General features: G+C 58.9%; 17 protein-coding genes. 6 read left to right on the top strand and 11 right to left on the bottom strand.

Annotation, left to right across the window (positions count from 1 at the left end; genetic code table 11):
* Window positions 1-22 precede the first annotated feature (22 nt).
* The 9 genes from flgH to B0D71_RS10430 form a co-directional block, all read right to left on the bottom strand.
* Window positions 23-718 carry a flagellar basal body L-ring protein FlgH gene (flgH, locus tag B0D71_RS10470; RefSeq protein ID WP_103394714.1) on the bottom strand — a complete coding sequence of 232 codons (696 nt, stop codon included), beginning with the start codon at window positions 716-718 and terminating at the stop codon, window positions 23-25.
* 52 nt (window positions 719-770) lie between these two features.
* Window positions 771-1,556 (bottom strand): flagellar basal-body rod protein FlgG, encoded by a 786-nt coding sequence (gene flgG, locus B0D71_RS10465; RefSeq protein ID WP_007975316.1) that lies wholly within the window; start codon window positions 1,554-1,556, stop codon window positions 771-773.
* Between the two features lie 45 nt (window positions 1,557-1,601).
* Complete coding sequence (locus B0D71_RS10460; protein WP_103394713.1) at window positions 1,602-2,342, bottom strand: flagellar basal body rod protein FlgF; 741 nt, start codon at window positions 2,340-2,342, stop codon at window positions 1,602-1,604.
* 203 nt (window positions 2,343-2,545) lie between these two features.
* On the bottom strand, window positions 2,546-3,142 hold the full coding sequence (locus B0D71_RS10455) for a cytochrome c3 family protein (protein ID WP_103394712.1): 597 nt from the start codon (window positions 3,140-3,142) through the stop codon (window positions 2,546-2,548).
* Between the two features lie 9 nt (window positions 3,143-3,151).
* The gene (locus tag B0D71_RS10450) at window positions 3,152-3,643 is read right to left on the bottom strand and encodes a nitrate reductase cytochrome c-type subunit (protein ID WP_103394711.1); all 492 of its coding nucleotides are present in this window, start codon (window positions 3,641-3,643) and stop codon (window positions 3,152-3,154) included.
* Between the two features lie 11 nt (window positions 3,644-3,654).
* Window positions 3,655-6,159, bottom strand: a complete 2,505-nt coding sequence (gene napA / locus B0D71_RS10445; RefSeq protein ID WP_103394710.1) for a nitrate reductase catalytic subunit NapA — start codon at window positions 6,157-6,159, stop codon at window positions 3,655-3,657.
* Entirely contained in the window at window positions 6,150-6,416 is a 267-nt protein-coding gene (locus tag B0D71_RS10440; RefSeq protein WP_103394709.1) for a chaperone NapD, read from the bottom strand. The genes napA and B0D71_RS10440 overlap by 10 nt, the downstream gene beginning before the upstream one ends.
* Window positions 6,417-6,453: 37 nt before the next feature.
* On the bottom strand, window positions 6,454-6,621 hold the full coding sequence (locus B0D71_RS10435; protein WP_095945465.1) for a periplasmic nitrate reductase, NapE protein: 168 nt from the start codon (window positions 6,619-6,621) through the stop codon (window positions 6,454-6,456).
* A gap of 156 nt (window positions 6,622-6,777) precedes the next feature.
* A complete protein-coding gene (locus B0D71_RS10430; protein ID WP_095945466.1) occupies window positions 6,778-8,337 on the bottom strand; it encodes a sigma-54-dependent transcriptional regulator in 1,560 nt (519 codons plus the stop codon).
* A 405-nt stretch (window positions 8,338-8,742) separates the two neighbouring features.
* Here B0D71_RS10430 and phhA point away from each other — a divergent pair, with 405 nt between their 5' ends.
* The 6 genes from phhA to B0D71_RS10395 all read left to right on the top strand — a co-directional run bounded on the left by phhA (window position 8,743) and on the right by B0D71_RS10395 (window position 13,149).
* Window positions 8,743-9,528, top strand: a complete 786-nt coding sequence (gene phhA, locus B0D71_RS10420; protein ID WP_103394707.1) for a phenylalanine 4-monooxygenase — start codon at window positions 8,743-8,745, stop codon at window positions 9,526-9,528.
* Window positions 9,529-9,633: 105 nt separating this feature from the next.
* Window positions 9,634-9,990 (top strand): 4a-hydroxytetrahydrobiopterin dehydratase, encoded by a 357-nt coding sequence (locus B0D71_RS10415; RefSeq protein ID WP_007975310.1) that lies wholly within the window; start codon window positions 9,634-9,636, stop codon window positions 9,988-9,990.
* The gene (locus tag B0D71_RS10410; protein ID WP_103394706.1) at window positions 9,990-11,183 is read left to right on the top strand and encodes an amino acid aminotransferase; all 1,194 of its coding nucleotides are present in this window, start codon (window positions 9,990-9,992) and stop codon (window positions 11,181-11,183) included. The genes B0D71_RS10415 and B0D71_RS10410 overlap by 1 nt, the downstream gene beginning before the upstream one ends.
* A gap of 275 nt (window positions 11,184-11,458) precedes the next feature.
* Window positions 11,459-11,590 carry a hypothetical protein gene (locus B0D71_RS32080; RefSeq protein WP_008051162.1) on the top strand — a complete coding sequence of 44 codons (132 nt, stop codon included), beginning with the start codon at window positions 11,459-11,461 and terminating at the stop codon, window positions 11,588-11,590.
* 74 nt (window positions 11,591-11,664) lie between these two features.
* Window positions 11,665-11,850, top strand: coding sequence for a hypothetical protein (locus B0D71_RS10400; RefSeq protein WP_103394704.1), 186 nt, complete (start codon window positions 11,665-11,667; stop codon window positions 11,848-11,850).
* Window positions 11,851-11,949: 99 nt separating this feature from the next.
* Window positions 11,950-13,149 (top strand): MFS transporter, encoded by a 1,200-nt coding sequence (locus tag B0D71_RS10395; protein WP_103394703.1) that lies wholly within the window; start codon window positions 11,950-11,952, stop codon window positions 13,147-13,149.
* Here the strand turns inward: B0D71_RS10395 and arfB are convergent.
* Entirely contained in the window at window positions 13,146-13,559 is a 414-nt protein-coding gene (arfB, locus tag B0D71_RS10390) for an alternative ribosome rescue aminoacyl-tRNA hydrolase ArfB (protein ID WP_103394702.1), read from the bottom strand. The genes B0D71_RS10395 and arfB overlap by 4 nt on opposite strands.
* A 199-nt stretch (window positions 13,560-13,758) precedes the next feature.
* Window positions 13,759-15,171, bottom strand: a complete 1,413-nt coding sequence (locus B0D71_RS10385; protein WP_103394701.1) for an amino acid permease — start codon at window positions 15,169-15,171, stop codon at window positions 13,759-13,761.
* Window positions 15,172-15,708: the final 537 nt, after the last annotated feature.

Raw genomic sequence — 15,708 nt, 5'->3', positions numbered from 1 at the left:
TTCTGAAATTCAACGTAGCCACCTAGAAAGGGAACAGCGGGCTGAGGAAGAAACGGTCGAACCAGCCTGGCTGACTCGCATCGGCAAACGAACCGGTGCCCGAGTAGGTGATGCGCGCATCGGCGACACGGGTCGACGACACGGTGTTATCGGTGGCGATGTCATCGGCGCGAACGAGACCGGCAATCCGTACCAGTTCGTCGCCGGTGTTGAGGGTCATCCACTTCTCGCCGCGCACCGCGATGATGCCGTTGGGCAACACATCGGCGACGGTCACGGTGATCGAGCCGGTCAAGGTGTTGCCCTGGGCCGCCTTGCTGTCGCCCTTGGTGGCGCGGTCGCCTTCGTAGCTGGCGCTCAGACTCAGGTCGCCGTCACCGAACGGGTTGTTGGTGGTGGCACTGCCGCCGAACAGCGAGGTCAGGCCGATGCCGGTCTTGCTGTTCTTGGCCACCTGCGAGTTGGCGTTTTTGCTCGCTTGGGTCCTTTCGTTCAGGGTGATGGTGATGATGTCACCGATCCGGAACGCCTTGCGGTCGCTGTAGAGGTTCTGTTCGAAACCGGCCTGATAGATCGAGCCGTTGTTCGCGGCCGCCGGCAACGGCGTGCGCGGCAACACCGGAGCGTAGTAAGGGTCATTGGGCTTGGGCGTCGCAGGCACGCAACCTGCGAGTGCGACGATCCCACTCAGTGCCAGAACAGATACATAGCGATTCATGACCCTACCTCACGGTGTTGCAGGCAGCCTCATGGCCGCCCCATAGACTTGATTACAGATTCTGCGTTACGAACGAGAGCATCTGGTCGGCGGTGGAGATCACCTTGGAGTTCATCTCGTAGGCGCGCTGGGTAGTGATCATGTTGACCATTTCCTCAACGGTGCTGACGTTCGACGTTTCCAGGGTGTTCTGCAGCGTGGTGCCGAAACCGTTCAGGCCCGGTGTGCCGACTTGCGGCGCGCCACTGGCGGCGGTTTCCAGGAACAGGTTGTTGCCCACCGCCTGCAGGCCGGCCGGGTTGATGAAGTCGGCGGTTTGCAGGTTGCCGATCACCTGGGCAGCCGGGTTGCCGGCAACGGTGATGGACACGGTGCCATCGCGGCCTACCGTGAAGGTCTGCGCGTCGTTCGGAATGACAATGGCCGGCTCCAGGGCAAAGCCGCTGGCGTTCACGATCTGGCCGTTGGAGTCCAGGTGGAAGGTACCGTCACGGGTATAGGAGGTGGTGCCGTCCGGTTGCAGGATCTGGAAGAAACCGCGACCGTCGATGGCCATGTCCAGTGGCTGCTCGGTGGTTTGCAGGCTGCCGGCGGTGAAGTTTTTCTGGGTGCCGACGATGCGCACACCAGTACCCAGTTGCAGACCCGACGGCAGTTCGCTGTCCTGGGTCGACTGGGCGCCAGGCTGACGCTTGATCTGGTAGAGCAGGTCCTGGAACTCGGCGCGGTCACGTTTGAAACCCGTGGTCGACACGTTGGCCAGGTTGTTGGAAATGGTGGTCAGGTTGGTGTCCTGGGCGGACAGACCTGTTTTGGCAACCCATAGAGCCGGAAGCATTCGATTCTCCTCGTGCGCCTGTTTTACGGCGCGACGTTCTGGTAATTAGCTGATCTGCAAGACCCGAGCCATGGCCTGGTCATCGTCTTTGGCGGTGTTCATCATCTTGATGTGCAGCTCGAACTGCTTGGACAAGGCCAGTACCGAGGTCATCTCTTCCACGGCATTGACGTTGCTCGACTCGAGGAACCCGGACACCAGTTTGACGTCGGCATCGGCCTGCGCCGGCTGGCCGTCCTTGGTGTGGATAGAGCCATCCAGACCCTTGGTCATGTTCTTGAGGTCCGGATTGACCAGCTTGATGCGGTCGACTTCAGCCATCACCCGGGGGCCTTCGCCCATTGCGCGGATGCTGATGGTGCCGTCCTCACCGACTTCGATCTGCTGCTCCGGCGGCACGGCAATCGGCCCGCCATTGCCCATGACCGGCATGCCGTTGCCGGCGCGCAGCACACCCAGGGCGTCAACGTTCAGGCTGCCGGTGCGCACGTAGCTTTCACCGCCATCGGGATTCTGTACGGCAATCCAGCCGCTGCCTTGCACGGCAACGTCGAGGTCGCGGCCGGTTTCCACCAGCGAGCCCGGGGAGAAATCGGTGGCCGGGCGCTCGGACATGGCAAACGCACGCGCCGGAAAGCTGTCACCGAACACCGGCATCGAACGGGCCTGCTCCAGGTCTTTCTGGAAGCCGTTGGTGGAGATGTTCGCGAGGTTGTTGGCATGAGCCTTTTGCGCCAGAGCATTCTGGCTGGCGCCGGTCATTGCCACATAAAGGTACTTGTCCACACTCTTTCCTCTGCCTGCCGGACGTTTGCCGCCCACTGCTGTGTTGCGCAGGTTGTAGCAATTTGCAGACCAACTTGCGCGCACCGGCTAAAACCCCTTTGAAACAGGGGGTTCGAGGCTAATCAGAAGGGAATCGAACAATGTATCGAAGACGAAAAACCGGCGCGATTATGCCGTTTGGCGGCAACACCGTGAAAAACCGGCTACCAACCTTTCACGCCACTCATGTCGGGCAGTTTGTGGGCAATACCTTTATGGCAGTCGATACAGGTCGCCTGACCACTGGCCAATGATGTGGAGTGCATGTTGGCGGCGCGTTTACCCTGGCGTGTGAAGTCCATGAACTCGAAGTTATGGCAATTGCGACACTCCCGGGAATCGTTTGCCTTGAGCCGTGCCCACTCGTGTTCGGCCAGCTCCCGGCGCATGTCCAGAAACTTGTCCCGGGTACTGATAGTGCCGAACAGCTTGCCCCAGACCTCCTTGGAAGCCTGCATCTTGCGGGCGATCTTGTGCGTCCACTCGTGGGGTACGTGACAGTCCGGGCACGTGGCGCGCACGCCTGAGCGGTTGGTGTAGTGAATGGTGTCCTGCAGCTCGACAAATACGTTGTCGCGCATTTCATGGCAAGACGTGCAGAACTTCTCGGTGTTGGTCGCTTCCAGCGCGGTGTTGAACCCGCCCCAGAAAATCACCCCGGCGATAAACCCGCCAAGGGTCAGGAAGCCCAAGCTGTAATGCACGCTGGGCCGACGCAGCACACCCCAATAATCCTTGAGCAAGGCAAGCAAAGATTTCATGGCCTCTCCTCAAGGTTTCGGCTGACGGTTGATTTCGTCTTGCAAGACCTGGTCGATGTTCTTGAAGCTGTTGTTCACCAGTGGCTTCACATCCTTTTGCGGCACGTGACACTGGTTGCAGAAGTAACGGCGCGGCGACACTGCCGCCAATGCCTGACCGTCACGGTCCATGTAATGAGTGATGCTGATCATCGGCGCCTGGGTACGCGCACTGTTGGCACGACTGTGACAGGACAGGCACTTGTTGCTGTTCATGTCGATGGCATACCCGCGAATACTGTGAGGTATGGTGGGCGGTTGCTCGGGGTAGTTGCGTTCACGCTTGAGGTCCCTGTTCTCGTCCTCCGCGATGGGCGGTGCCGGCAGCTCCTGGGTCAGGGTCCCGCCGACTCGTCGCCCGTCCGGTGCCGGCGCATCCAGTGGGTAACCGGGGTCTGCCGCAAACGCTACGGGCAACCAGACCAGCAGAGCAGCAAGCAGGGGCAGTGAACGATAATTCATTAAAGCTCTCCTTATGCCGTCTTGATCAACTCAATCCTGATCGCGCATTTCTTGTAATCGGTCTGCTTGGAGATCGGGTCAGTCGCATCGAGCGTGACTTTGTTGATCAGCCTGTTGGCATCGAAAAACGGCACGAACACCAGACCTTGGGGCGGCTTGTTGCGCCCCCGGGTTTCAATGCGCGCACGCATTTCGCCGCGCCGACTGATCAGTTTCACTTCGCTGCCACGCCGGGCATTCAACGCCCTGGCATCAGCCGGGTGCATGTAGACCAGCGCATCGGGGACCGCTTTATAAAGCTCTTCGACGCGCTGGGTCATGGTCCCGGTGTGCCAATGTTCAAGCACCCGACCGGTGCTCAACCAGAACGGGAAGTCAGCGTCCGGGGCTTCCGCAGGTGGCTCGTAAGGCAGGGCGAAGATGATCGCTTTCTTGTCGGGGTAGCCGTAGAACTGCACGCCACTGCCCTTCTCGACATAGGGGTCGTAACCTTCACGGAAGCGCCACAGCGTTTCCTTGCCTTCGACGACGGGCCAGCGCAAACCACGCTCGGAGTGATAGCGATCAAAGGGCGCAAGGTCGTGACCATGCCCACGGCCGAACTGGGCATATTCTTCGAACAGGCCTTTTTGCAGGTAGAAACCGAAATCCCGAGCCTCGTCGTTCTGATAGCCCTCAGCCAGTTGATCAGCCGGGAACTGATCGACCTGGCCGTTCTTGAACAGCACTTCGTACAAGGTCTTGCCCTTGTATTGCGGTGAACTCTCCAACAATTCCCCCGGCCAGACTTCATCGGTTTTGAAGCGCTTGGAAAATTCGACCAATTGCCAGAGGTCCGACTTGGCGTCACCCGGCGCCGAGACCAGTTGATGCCAGAACTGCGTACGCCGCTCCGCGTTGCCGTAAGCGCCCTCTTTCTCGACCCACATGGCCGTGGGCAAAATCAGATCGGCTGCCTGCGCCGAAACGGTGGGATACACATCCGACACCACCACGAAGTTCTCGGGGTTGCGCCACCCCGGCAGCACTTCCTGCATGATGTTGGGCCCGGCCTGCATGTTGTTGCTGGCCATCGTCCAATACACATTGAGCACGCCATCCTTGAGCATGCGGCTTTGCTGCACGGCGTGGAATCCAACCTTTTCCTTGATGGTGCCTGCCGGTAGTTTCCAGATTTTTTCCGCGGTGGCGCGGTGTGTCGGGTTGGTCACCACCAGATCGGCGGGCAAACGATGGGAGAACGTACCTACTTCCCGTGCCGTCCCGCAGGCCGAAGGCTGGCCCGTCAGGGAGAAAGGACTGTTGCCCGGCTCGCTGATTTTCCCGGTCAGCAGGTGAATGTTGTAGATCAGGTTGTTGGCCCACACACCCCGGGTGTGCTGGTTGAAGCCCATGGTCCAGAACGAAACAACCTTGCGCTTGGGGTCTGCGTACAGTTCGGCCAATGCCTTGAGGCGCTCGGCCGGCACCCCGGTTTCCTTCGCCGTGCGCTCAAGGGTGTAGGGTTTTACAAAAGCGGCGAATTGCTCGAAGTCGATGTCGGTCCAGGTGTTCGCCTTGTCGGCATTCTTGGCTTTCATCTCCAGCGGATTATCGGCACGCAAACCGTAACCGATGTCATCGGTGCCTTTGGCGAATTTGGTGTGCTTGCTGACAAAGTCTTTATTGACCGAGCCGCTTTCAATGATGTGATTGGCGATGTAGTTGAGAATGAGCAAGTCAGTCTGTGGCTTGAACACCATCGGAATGTCTGCCAGTTCAAAACTGCGATGTTCGAAAGTAGAGAGCACGGCTACTTTCACATTCGGCTGGCTCAATCGCCGATCGGTCACCCGACTCCAAAGAATCGGATGCATTTCCGCCATGTTTGACCCCCACAGGACGAATGCATCGGTGACTTCGATATCGTCATAACAGCCCATCGGCTCATCAATACCGAATGTCCGCATGAATCCCATGACCGCCGAGGCCATGCAATGGCGTGCATTGGGGTCGATGTTGTTCGAGCGAAACCCCGCCTTCATCAATTTGTTGGCCGCGTACCCTTCCCAGATCGTCCACTGTCCGGAACCGAACATGGCAACGGATTCCCCACCCTTGTTCTTCAGCGCCTCCTTGTACTTTAACTCCATCACATCGAACGCCTGTTTCCAGGACACCGGGTGAAACTCGCCTTGTTTGTCATATTGCCCATTGGTCATGCGCAACAGCGGCTGAGTCAGCCGATCAACGCCGTACATGATCTTGGATAAAAAGTAGCCTTTGACGCAGTTCAACCCGCGATTGACCTCGGCTTTTACATCGCCGTGGGTTGCAACAACCCTGTTGTCCTTGGTCGCCACCATGACGCTGCACCCGGTACCACAAAAACGACAGGGCGCCTTGTTCCAGTCCAGGGCAACCATGTCTTCTTCGGTAATCAGGTTGCTGGCAGAGGTAAACACCGGGAGACCCGCAGCCGCTGCCGCGATCCCGGCAGCCTGGGCTTTGACAAACTCTCGCCGCGTCATAGGCATGTGCTTTCTCCCGTTACATCGAGAATTTCGTGATAAACCAGGGCGGCGTTGAGCACACCCGGCAAGCGGTTGATCTGATCGATTCGCTGAAGAATCTGGCTTTCGTGTTCGGTTTCCAGCACAACCACCAGTTTGCCGGCGGGACTTTCCTGATGAAGTTCAACGCCCTTGAGCAGACGCAGATTGGCTTTCACCGCTTCGAACAAGGCAGGTCGGGCATGAACCACCAGGCTGGCAATGTGCAGCGACTTTTCCATGACCCGTACTCCCTGCTGAATTAGAGACAGATGGCAATCAGTTAGGGGGGCCTGGCGGACCTAGGAGCATTTGCAGAAACCAGACAAAAAAACCGTAACCACCGACTATCGCCACCGATAACAATGGAAACAGAACAATGATCAGGAAATAGAAGAGGCGAGTTTCTTTGCGAACTCGCCGGGTAGAGTCATCCATTGATGGCATGGTTAGCGCTCCTGCCAAACTGTGAGAAAAGCCTAGATGGCTTGTTCGGCAACTTCCATGATTCAGATCAATGGCAGTGTTCAAGAGCTTTGAACGGGAATAAAAAGCGCAGGAGAATCGTTAGTATTAAAAAATAATTCTTATTTAAAAAAAACCTCAACGCTCAAGTTTGCCTATTTCATATTCACGCAACTTGTTGGCAATCGTTGTGTGAGAGACACCCAGCCGCTTGCCGAGCAATCGGCTGCTGGCATGTTCCGAATAAAGCCGTTCCAGCACTGCTTTTTCAAAGCGTCCGACAATTTCATCCAATCCACCTTCCAGCGAAAAATCGCCAAGTGGCTGACGCACACCATAATCCGGCAGACGAATATGCTCAGCCTTGACCGTCCCGCCGTCACACAGGGAAACCGCCTGGAACAGCACGTTCTCCAGCTGCCGCACGTTACCCGGCCAATGGTAGTGGCTGAGCCGTTCCATGGCCGCCGGGGCGAGCTTGGGCAGTGGACAACCAATCTGCCGACTGGCCTGATCGAGGAAGTGCTCCACCAGCGGCGTCAAACCATCAAGGCATTCGCGCAGCGGCGGGATGTGCAGCGACAAGACATTCAAGCGGTGGTACAGGTCCTGGCGGAACTCGCCGCGAGCGCACAATTCGGACAGGTCGACCTGGGTCGCACAGATCACCCGCACATCGAGGTAGACCTCTTCATCGCTGCCCACGCGACGGAAGCAGCCGTCCTGCAAAAAGCGCAGCAACTTCACCTGCAAGCGCGGGCTCATTTCGCCGACACCATCGAGAAACAGCGTACCGCCCGCCGTCAGCTCCAACAGCCCCAGCTTGCCCTCGGCCCGCGCCCCTTCGAAGGCACCGGGGCCGTAACCGAACAATTCCGTCTCGGCCATGGACTCCGGTAGACCGGCGCAATTGAGCGCCATCAACGGCGACTGCCCTCGAGGGCTGGCCAGATGGCAGGCCCGCGCCAACAATTCTTTGCCGGTGCCGGTTTCGCCTTCTATCAATAGCGGGGCGTCCAGTGGCGCCATGCGTCGCGCCTCGCGCACCACCGCGGCCATGACTTTAGAACTCTGGAAGATGCTGTCGAAGCCACGCAATTCCTGCTTGCGCACGTTGTAGATGCGCTCACCCACCCGGTCGGCGCGATGCAGCGTCAACACCGCACCGGCCATGGCCTCGCTGTCGTCATGCTCCGATTGCAATGGCGCGATGTCGGCCAGGAACACGTCACCCTTGACCTTGACCCGCAGCCCGTTGATCCGCGACTTGTTGGCGCGCACCAGCTCCGGCAAATCGAAATCTTCGGCATACCGCGACAGGGGTATCCCCGGCACCTCGTCGACCCGCACACCCAGCAGCTGCGCCGCTGCCCGGTTCGCCGCGACGATGGAACCGCCCATGTCGATCGACAACACCGGAAACTCCAGCGCACCGAGCAGTGCATTGAGCTCCATATGCCGACGCTCGCTCGGCATGAGCCCTACACGCTTGACGCCAAAGACCCCGGCAATCGCTTCGAATTTCGGACGCAAGGCCTGGAACTGAATGTTGATCAGGTTCGGGCAATGCAGGTAGATGGCGTTGCCATGCTCACCACCCACTTCACCGCGGGCCACGTTGATCCCGTACTCCACTAGCAGGTTGAGAATGTCGCGCAGGATGCCGATGCGGTTCTGGCAGTGGACTTTGATACGCATATAAAGAGGCCCGACAAGCGATGAGTTAGGTTGATATCAAACACAAACCCTGTGGGAGCGAGCTTGCTCGCGATAGCGGCGGATCATGCAATTCAATGCTGCCTGACACGCCCTCATCGCGAGCAAGCTCGCGCCCACAGAGGTACCGCGATACACGCTCGATCGCTTTTTTCTTTCGAGGTGCACAGATAGTCGTCAAGATTATGTGACAGTAAAGACGCTTTTCAAACCCGAAAATCTCCGTCGCCACGCAATAATCGCCAGCTCGTAACGAAAATTTTACGATTATCGAGGTTTTTTCCCACGAGTGACGCCGGTCACCTGCTGCAACAGCGCAATTCATGGGGTATTTCTAGGTCCATAGCAGCACATAACAAGAACGAATCCCCCTAGCAGGAGAGCAGCATGAAGCAGACGCAATACGTGGCTCGCGAGCCCGATGCGCAAGGTTTTATCGACTACCCCGCCGAAGAACACGCGGTGTGGAACACGCTGATCACTCGTCAACTGAAAGTGATCGAAGGGCGTGCGTGCCAGGAGTACCTGGACGGTATCGAAAAACTCGGTCTGCCCCACGACCGCATTCCTCAACTCGGCGAAATCAACAAGGTCCTCGGTGAAACCACCGGCTGGCAGGTTGCCCGGGTTCCCGCACTGATTCCCTTCCAGACCTTTTTCGAATTGCTGGCCAGCAAGCAGTTTCCGGTAGCGACCTTCATTCGTACCCGCGAAGAACTGGACTACCTGCAAGAGCCGGACATTTTCCACGAGATCTTCGGTCACTGCCCGTTGCTGACCAACCCGTGGTTCGCCGAATTCACCCACACCTACGGCAAGCTCGGCCTCAAGGCTACCAAGGAAGAACGCGTGTACCTGGCGCGCCTGTACTGGATGACCATTGAGTTCGGCCTGCTCGACACCCCGCAAGGCCAGCGCATCTACGGCGGCGGCATCCTCTCCTCGCCGAAAGAGACCGTTTACTGCCTGTCGGACGAGCCTGAGCATCAAGCCTTCGACCCGCGGGAATGCATGCGCACACCGTACCGCATCGACATCCTGCAGCCCCTGTACTTCGTTCTGCCGAACCTCAAGCGCCTGTTCGACCTGGCCCATGAAGACATCATGGGCATGGTCAAGCAAGCGATGCAGATGGGTCTGCACACACCGAAATTTCCGCCAAAGGCTGCGTGAACCGCGACTTTTGCTGACAAGTGAGTCTGTCAGTCACCGTTGCTTTGGTTTAGCGTGACGGCACTGTCGACCGATATAAAAACACTCGATTTCAGGAAACACACCATGTCCACTTTGAACCAAGCCCATTGCGAAGCCTGCCGCGCCGACGCCCCACAAGTCAGCGATGAAGAACTGCCGATCCTGATCAAGCAGATCCCGGACTGGAACATCGAAGTACGCGACAGCATCATGCAGCTGGAAAAGGTCTTCCTGTTCAAGAATTTCAAGCATGCACTGGCGTTCACCAACGCCGTCGGTGAAATCTCCGAAGCCGAAGGCCACCACCCGGGCCTGCTGACCGAGTGGGGCAAAGTGACCGTGACCTGGTGGAGCCACTCGATCAAGGGCCTGCACCGCAATGACTTCATCATGGCCGCGCGCACTGACGAAGTAGCGAAGGACGCTGAGGGGCGCAAGTAATGCACTTCGACGCCATTGGTCGAGTGCCTGGCGACCCGATTCTGGGCCTGATGGAGGCCTACGCGCAGGACCCGAACCCGCGCAAGTTCGATTTGGGCGTGGGTGTCTACAAAGACGCCCAGGGCCTGACGCCGATTCCGCAGTCGGTGAAATTGGCGGAGGCGCGCCTGGTAGAGCGCCAGACCACCAAGACCTACATTGGTGGTCACGGCGAACCGGCATTCGGCAAGGCAATCAGTGAGCTGGTGCTCGGTGCCGACTCGGCACTGATCGCCGCACAACGCGCCGGTGCCACCCAGACTCCGGGCGGCACCGGTGCGTTGCGCCTGAGCGCCGACTTCATCGCTCAATGCCTGCCAGGCCGTGGCGTATGGCTGAGCAACCCGACCTGGCCGATCCACGAAACCATTTTCGCGGCGGCCAAGGTCAAGGTCAGCCACTACCCCTACGTGGGTAGCGACAACCGTCTAGACGTCGACGGCATGCTCGCGGCGCTCAGTGAAGCCCCCAAGGGCGATGTGGTGTTACTGCACGCTTGCTGCCACAACCCGACCGGTTTCGACCTGTCCCACGAGGACTGGCAGCGGGTGCTGGAGGTAGTACGCAAGCGCGAACTCCTGCCACTGATCGACTTCGCGTATCAAGGATTCGGCGATGGCCTGGAGCAGGATGCCTGGTCGACCCGACTGTTCGCCGCCGAGTTGCCGGAACTGCTGATCACCAGCTCCTGCTCGAAGAACTTCGGCCTGTACCGCGACCGCACCGGCGCGCTGATTGTTTGTGCGAAAACCACCGACAAGCTCACCGACATCCGCAGCCAACTGGCCAACATCGCCCGCAACCTGTGGTCGACGCCACCGGATCACGGTGCGGCGGTGGTCGCGACCATCCTCGGCGATCTGGAGTTGAAAAACCTCTGGGCTGACGAAGTGGAAGCCATGCGCCTGCGTATTGCCCAACTGCGCAGCGGTCTGGTGGAAGCACTGGAGCCTCACGGTTTGCGCGAGCGCTTTGCGCACATTGGCGTGCAACGCGGGATGTTCTCCTACACCGGCCTGTCGCCTGCGCAAGTGAAGAACCTGCGGGATCATCACAGCGTGTACATGGTCAACTCCGGCCGGGCCAACGTAGCCGGTATTGATGCCACGCGCCTGGATTTGTTAGCCGAGGCGATTGCCAAGGTCTGCAAGTAACCATCAGACACTGCAAGTCCCCTGTGGGAGCGAGCTTGCTCGCGATAGCGGTAGATCAGTCGACATTTATGTTGGATGACACACCGCCATCGCGAGCAAGCTCGCTCCCACATTTGTTTTGTGTTGCCCCCTCTGGATCTGTCTATACAACCCCATCCGTCGAAACAAATGGATATAAAAGTCCGTTTGTCATTTTCAGTGCTGTATCCTGCCCAAGCTTTTTTTAAAGCGCGGATCTACCAGATCTATCAACAGACTTAGCGAGGAGCGCAACCATGCACGAGATTCCTAATCTCCCCTTCCCAAGCCTGCACGTACCTGAGCAGACGACCACGCAGCAAGCCGGTGCCCAACAGCCCGAGCCGAAAGAAGCCACTGACAGCCGCCAGGCTGACAGAGAAGACTGAAACACCCGCCGTACAGACCGTGTGGAAAGCGCTAACATGCGCTTTCCACACTGCCTGAAACGAGCACCCTACCCATGACCGATGAGTTCAGCGAAGCGCAGGCCAGCGTCTTGATTGGCACCGCCGAAAAAATGATCGAAATCTGGAATCGCCTCTCCCCCGAGAAACAAGCCTCGTTGCTCGCACGCTTCGGCACCCAGGAAAATGCGCTGGCCGCCTTGGTCACCACGCAACTGGTCGCCCCTGTCAAAGCTGAATGACACCACCCGGCAAATAGTTTTACTTTTTCACAACCAACGACCGTCCACACCGCTATCATAAGCAGCCTATCTATCCTGCTTTACCGTGGACCTTTACCCATGCCTGAAAACCAGCGCCCCCTGGCGGTCACGCTGCAAGTCGTCTCCATCGTCCTTTTCACCTTCATTGGCTACCTGAACATCGGCATCCCCCTGGCCGTATTGCCCGGTTACGTTCACAGCGACCTGGGCTTCGGCGCCGTGGTCGCGGGCCTGGTGATCAGCGTGCAATACCTGGCCACCCTGCTCAGCCGCCCTTATGCCGGGAAGATCATCGACAACAAGGGCAGCAAACTGGCCGTGATGTATGGCTTGGCCGGTTGCGGCTTGAGCGGTGTGTTCATGTTGATTTCCGCCTGGACCCAGAGCTTGCCGGCCTTGAGCCTGATCAGCCTGCTGATCGGCCGCCTGGTACTTGGCAGCGCGGAAAGCCTGGTGGGCTCGGGCTCGATTGGCTGGGGTATCGGCCGGGTCGGCGCGGCGAACACCGCCAAGGTCATCTCGTGGAACGGTATCGCCAGCTACGGCGCACTGGCCGTCGGTGCGCCCTTGGGCGTTTTGATCGTCCATCAATTGGGCTTGTGGAGCATGGGCGTGAGCATTGTGTTGCTGGCCGTGCTCGGCCTGCTGCTGGCCTGGCCGAAAACCGCCGCACCTATCGTTGCCGGTGAGCGCCTGCCATTCATGCACGTGCTTGGGCGAGTTTTCCCCCACGGTTGCGGCCTGGCCCTGGGCTCCATCGGTTTCGGCACCATCGCCACCTTCATCACCCTGTACTACGCCACGCAACACTGGGACAACGCGGTGCTGTGCCTGAGCCTGTTCGGTGCCAGCTTCATCGGCGCGCGCCTGCTGTTCGGCAACCTGATTAACCGCCTCGGCGGCTTTCGAGTGGCCATTGCCTGCCTGTCAGTGGAAACCCTGGGGTTGCTGTTGCTGTGGCTGGCGCCGGATGCCCATTGGGCTCTGGCAGGTGCGGCGCTGAGCGGCTTCGGCTTTTCGCTGGTGTTTCCGGCGCTGGGAGTGGAAGCCGTAAACCTGGTCCCGGCCTCCAGCCGTGGTGCCGCCGTCGGCGCCTACTCGCTGTTCATCGACCTGTCGCTGGGGATCACCGGGCCAGTGGCTGGTGCGATTGCGGCAGGATTTGGCTTTGCATCGATCTTCCTGTTCGCCGCCCTCGCCGCCCTCAGCGGCTTGATGCTGAGCCTTTACCTGTACCGGCAGGCACCGAAACAACGCGAGGCGCGGGACGCCCGCTAGAAATCCACCTTGCCGCGCCCGGCCTTGATGTTACCGCGCTTGCTCTTGGATTCGAGGCGACGGGTCTTGGAGCCGAGGGTCGGCTTGGTCGGGCGGCGCTTCTTCTCGACCTTGGTGGCATTCAGGATCAACTCGGTCAGCCGCAACAGCGCATCGGCGCGGTTCTGTTCCTGCGTCCGGTACTGCTGGGCCTTGATGATCAACACCCCGTCGCTGGTGATGCGACTGTCGCGCAGCGCCAGCAGCCGCTCCTTGTAGAACTCGGGCAAGGACGACGCCGGAATGTCGAAGCGCAGGTGCACCGCGCTGGAGACCTTGTTGACGTTCTGCCCACCGGCGCCCTGCGCGCGAATGGCCGTCAACTCGATCTCGGCATCCGGCAGATGCACGTTGTTGGAAATCACCAGCATGGAAAAGCGTCCGTATTCAGAACGTGCAGGATACCGCGAATCCCCCCATTTTTTTGGCCCACCTTTTGTAGGAGTTGGCTTGTCAGCGATGACGATGGTGAACGTGACGCCGTCATCGCTGGCAAGCCAGCTCCTACAGGTTTTGCAGCGCCCAAAACAAACCCGGCACTTGGCCGGGTTTGTTGTTTCTGCGACTGAGTTACTTCACTGCAACCTGCAACGCATGTTGCGCACTGCGCTTGTTCTTAATGCCGTAGCAGACCCACATGAACACGAGCCACACCGGAATCGCATACACCGATGTCTGAATCCCCGGAATCAGCAGCATCACGCCAAGGACGAACACCACGAACGCCAGGCAGATGTAGTTGCCGTACGGGTACCACAGGGCCTTGAACAGCGGCGTCTGCTTGGTCTTGTTCATGTGCTGGCGGAACTTGAAGTGCGAGTAGCTGATCATCGCCCAGTTGATCACCAGGGTGGCAACAACCAGCGACATCAACAGTTCCAGCGCGTTTTGCGGGATCAGGTAGTTCAGCAGCACCGCGATCAGGGTCACGGCAGCCGAGGCCAGGATCGAACGCACCGGCACGCCGCGCTTGTCGATCTTCGCCAATGCCTTCGGCGCATCGCCCTGTTCGGCCATGCCCAGCAGCATGCGGCTGTTGCAGTAGGTGCCGCTGTTGTACACCGACAGCGCTGCGGTCAGGACCACGAAGTTGAGGATGTGCGCGGCGGTGTTGCTGCCCAGCATCGAGAACACTTGCACGAACGGGCTGCCGCTGTAGGAATCACCGGAAGCGTTCAGGGTGGTCAACAAGCTGTCCCACGGCGTCAACGACAGCAGGATCACCAATGCACCGATGTAGAAAATCAGGATCCGGTAGATCACCTGGTTGATCGCTTTCGGGATCACGGTTTTCGGCTTGTCGGCTTCGGCAGCGGTGAAGCCGAGCATTTCCAGGCCACCGAAGGAAAACATGATGAACGCCATGGCCATCACCAGCCCCGTGACACCGTTCGGGAAGAAGCCACCGTGGGACCACAGGTTGCTGACCGCCGCTTGCGGGCCGCCATTGCCACTGACCAGCAGGTAGCTGCCCAGGGCAATCATGCCGACGATCGCCACGACCTTGATGATCGCAAACCAGAACTCGGCCTCGCCAAACACTTTGACGTTGGCCAGGTTGATGGCGTTGATCAGCACGAAGAAGGCAGCTGCGGAGACCCAGGTCGGGATATCCGGGGCCCAGTAGTGGATGTATTTGCCGACTGCCGTCAGCTCGGACATGCCCACCAGAATGTACAGAATCCAGCAGTTCCAGCCCGACAGGAAACCGGCAAAGCCGCCCCAGTACTTGTGCGCGAAGTGACTGAAGGAGCCAGCTACCGGGTCTTCGACGATCATTTCGCCCAGTTGGCGCATGATCATGAAGGCGATGAAGCCGCAGATGGCGTAGCCAAGGATCATCGACGGGCCGGCGGATTTCAGTACCCCGGCCGAGCCGAGGAACAAACCGGTACCGATCGCGCCACCTAGGGCAATCAATTGAATGTGGCGATTTTTCAGGCCGCGTTTCAGCTCGCCTGATTGCGGGTTTTGTCCACTCATGAAAAGGGTCTCACGCAAGGTTTGATGATGTTCAGTAGACGTTGCTGCTCAAGAAAGGCGTTAAGCGGCACCGATCAAACCCCAGCGCAGGCACCAGGAGTTCAGCGTATTTACAACGGTCATGCGTCACCTGTTTGTTTTTATCTGTGACGAAATCGAACCCGACACGCTCGTGACGCGGCGGAGTGAACAAGGCGGATAGCCTTGAGGGTTGCGCAGCTGCGCAGGAGGTCACAGGTAAAACGCGGCGCATTGTACACCTGTAACCCCCTGCTGCCAGACTCGCTGGACAAGCGTGTCTATGGCCGGGATTGCCTGTGTCCGCCCCGAGAGGTTCGGGCGGCTGCAAAAAATGGGTCAGATCCTTGTGGATCATCGACGGGAAAGGCAGGAAAACCGCCTCTCGCAGAGAGATGGAGTTGGATTGCGGCGTTCATTGCGCCTCCTTGTTGTTATGCACCTGCACGACAGGCATGGCGCGCATAACACCCTGCATGGCGTGTTGAAACAAGCGGGATAGAGCGTTGGGAGAAGGAA

Origin of the sequence: Pseudomonas laurylsulfativorans (assembly GCF_002906155.1) — a bacterium.
Taxonomy (GTDB): Bacteria; Pseudomonadota; Gammaproteobacteria; order Pseudomonadales; family Pseudomonadaceae; genus Aquipseudomonas; species Aquipseudomonas laurylsulfativorans.
This window is presented reverse-complemented; position numbering and strand designations above follow the sequence as displayed.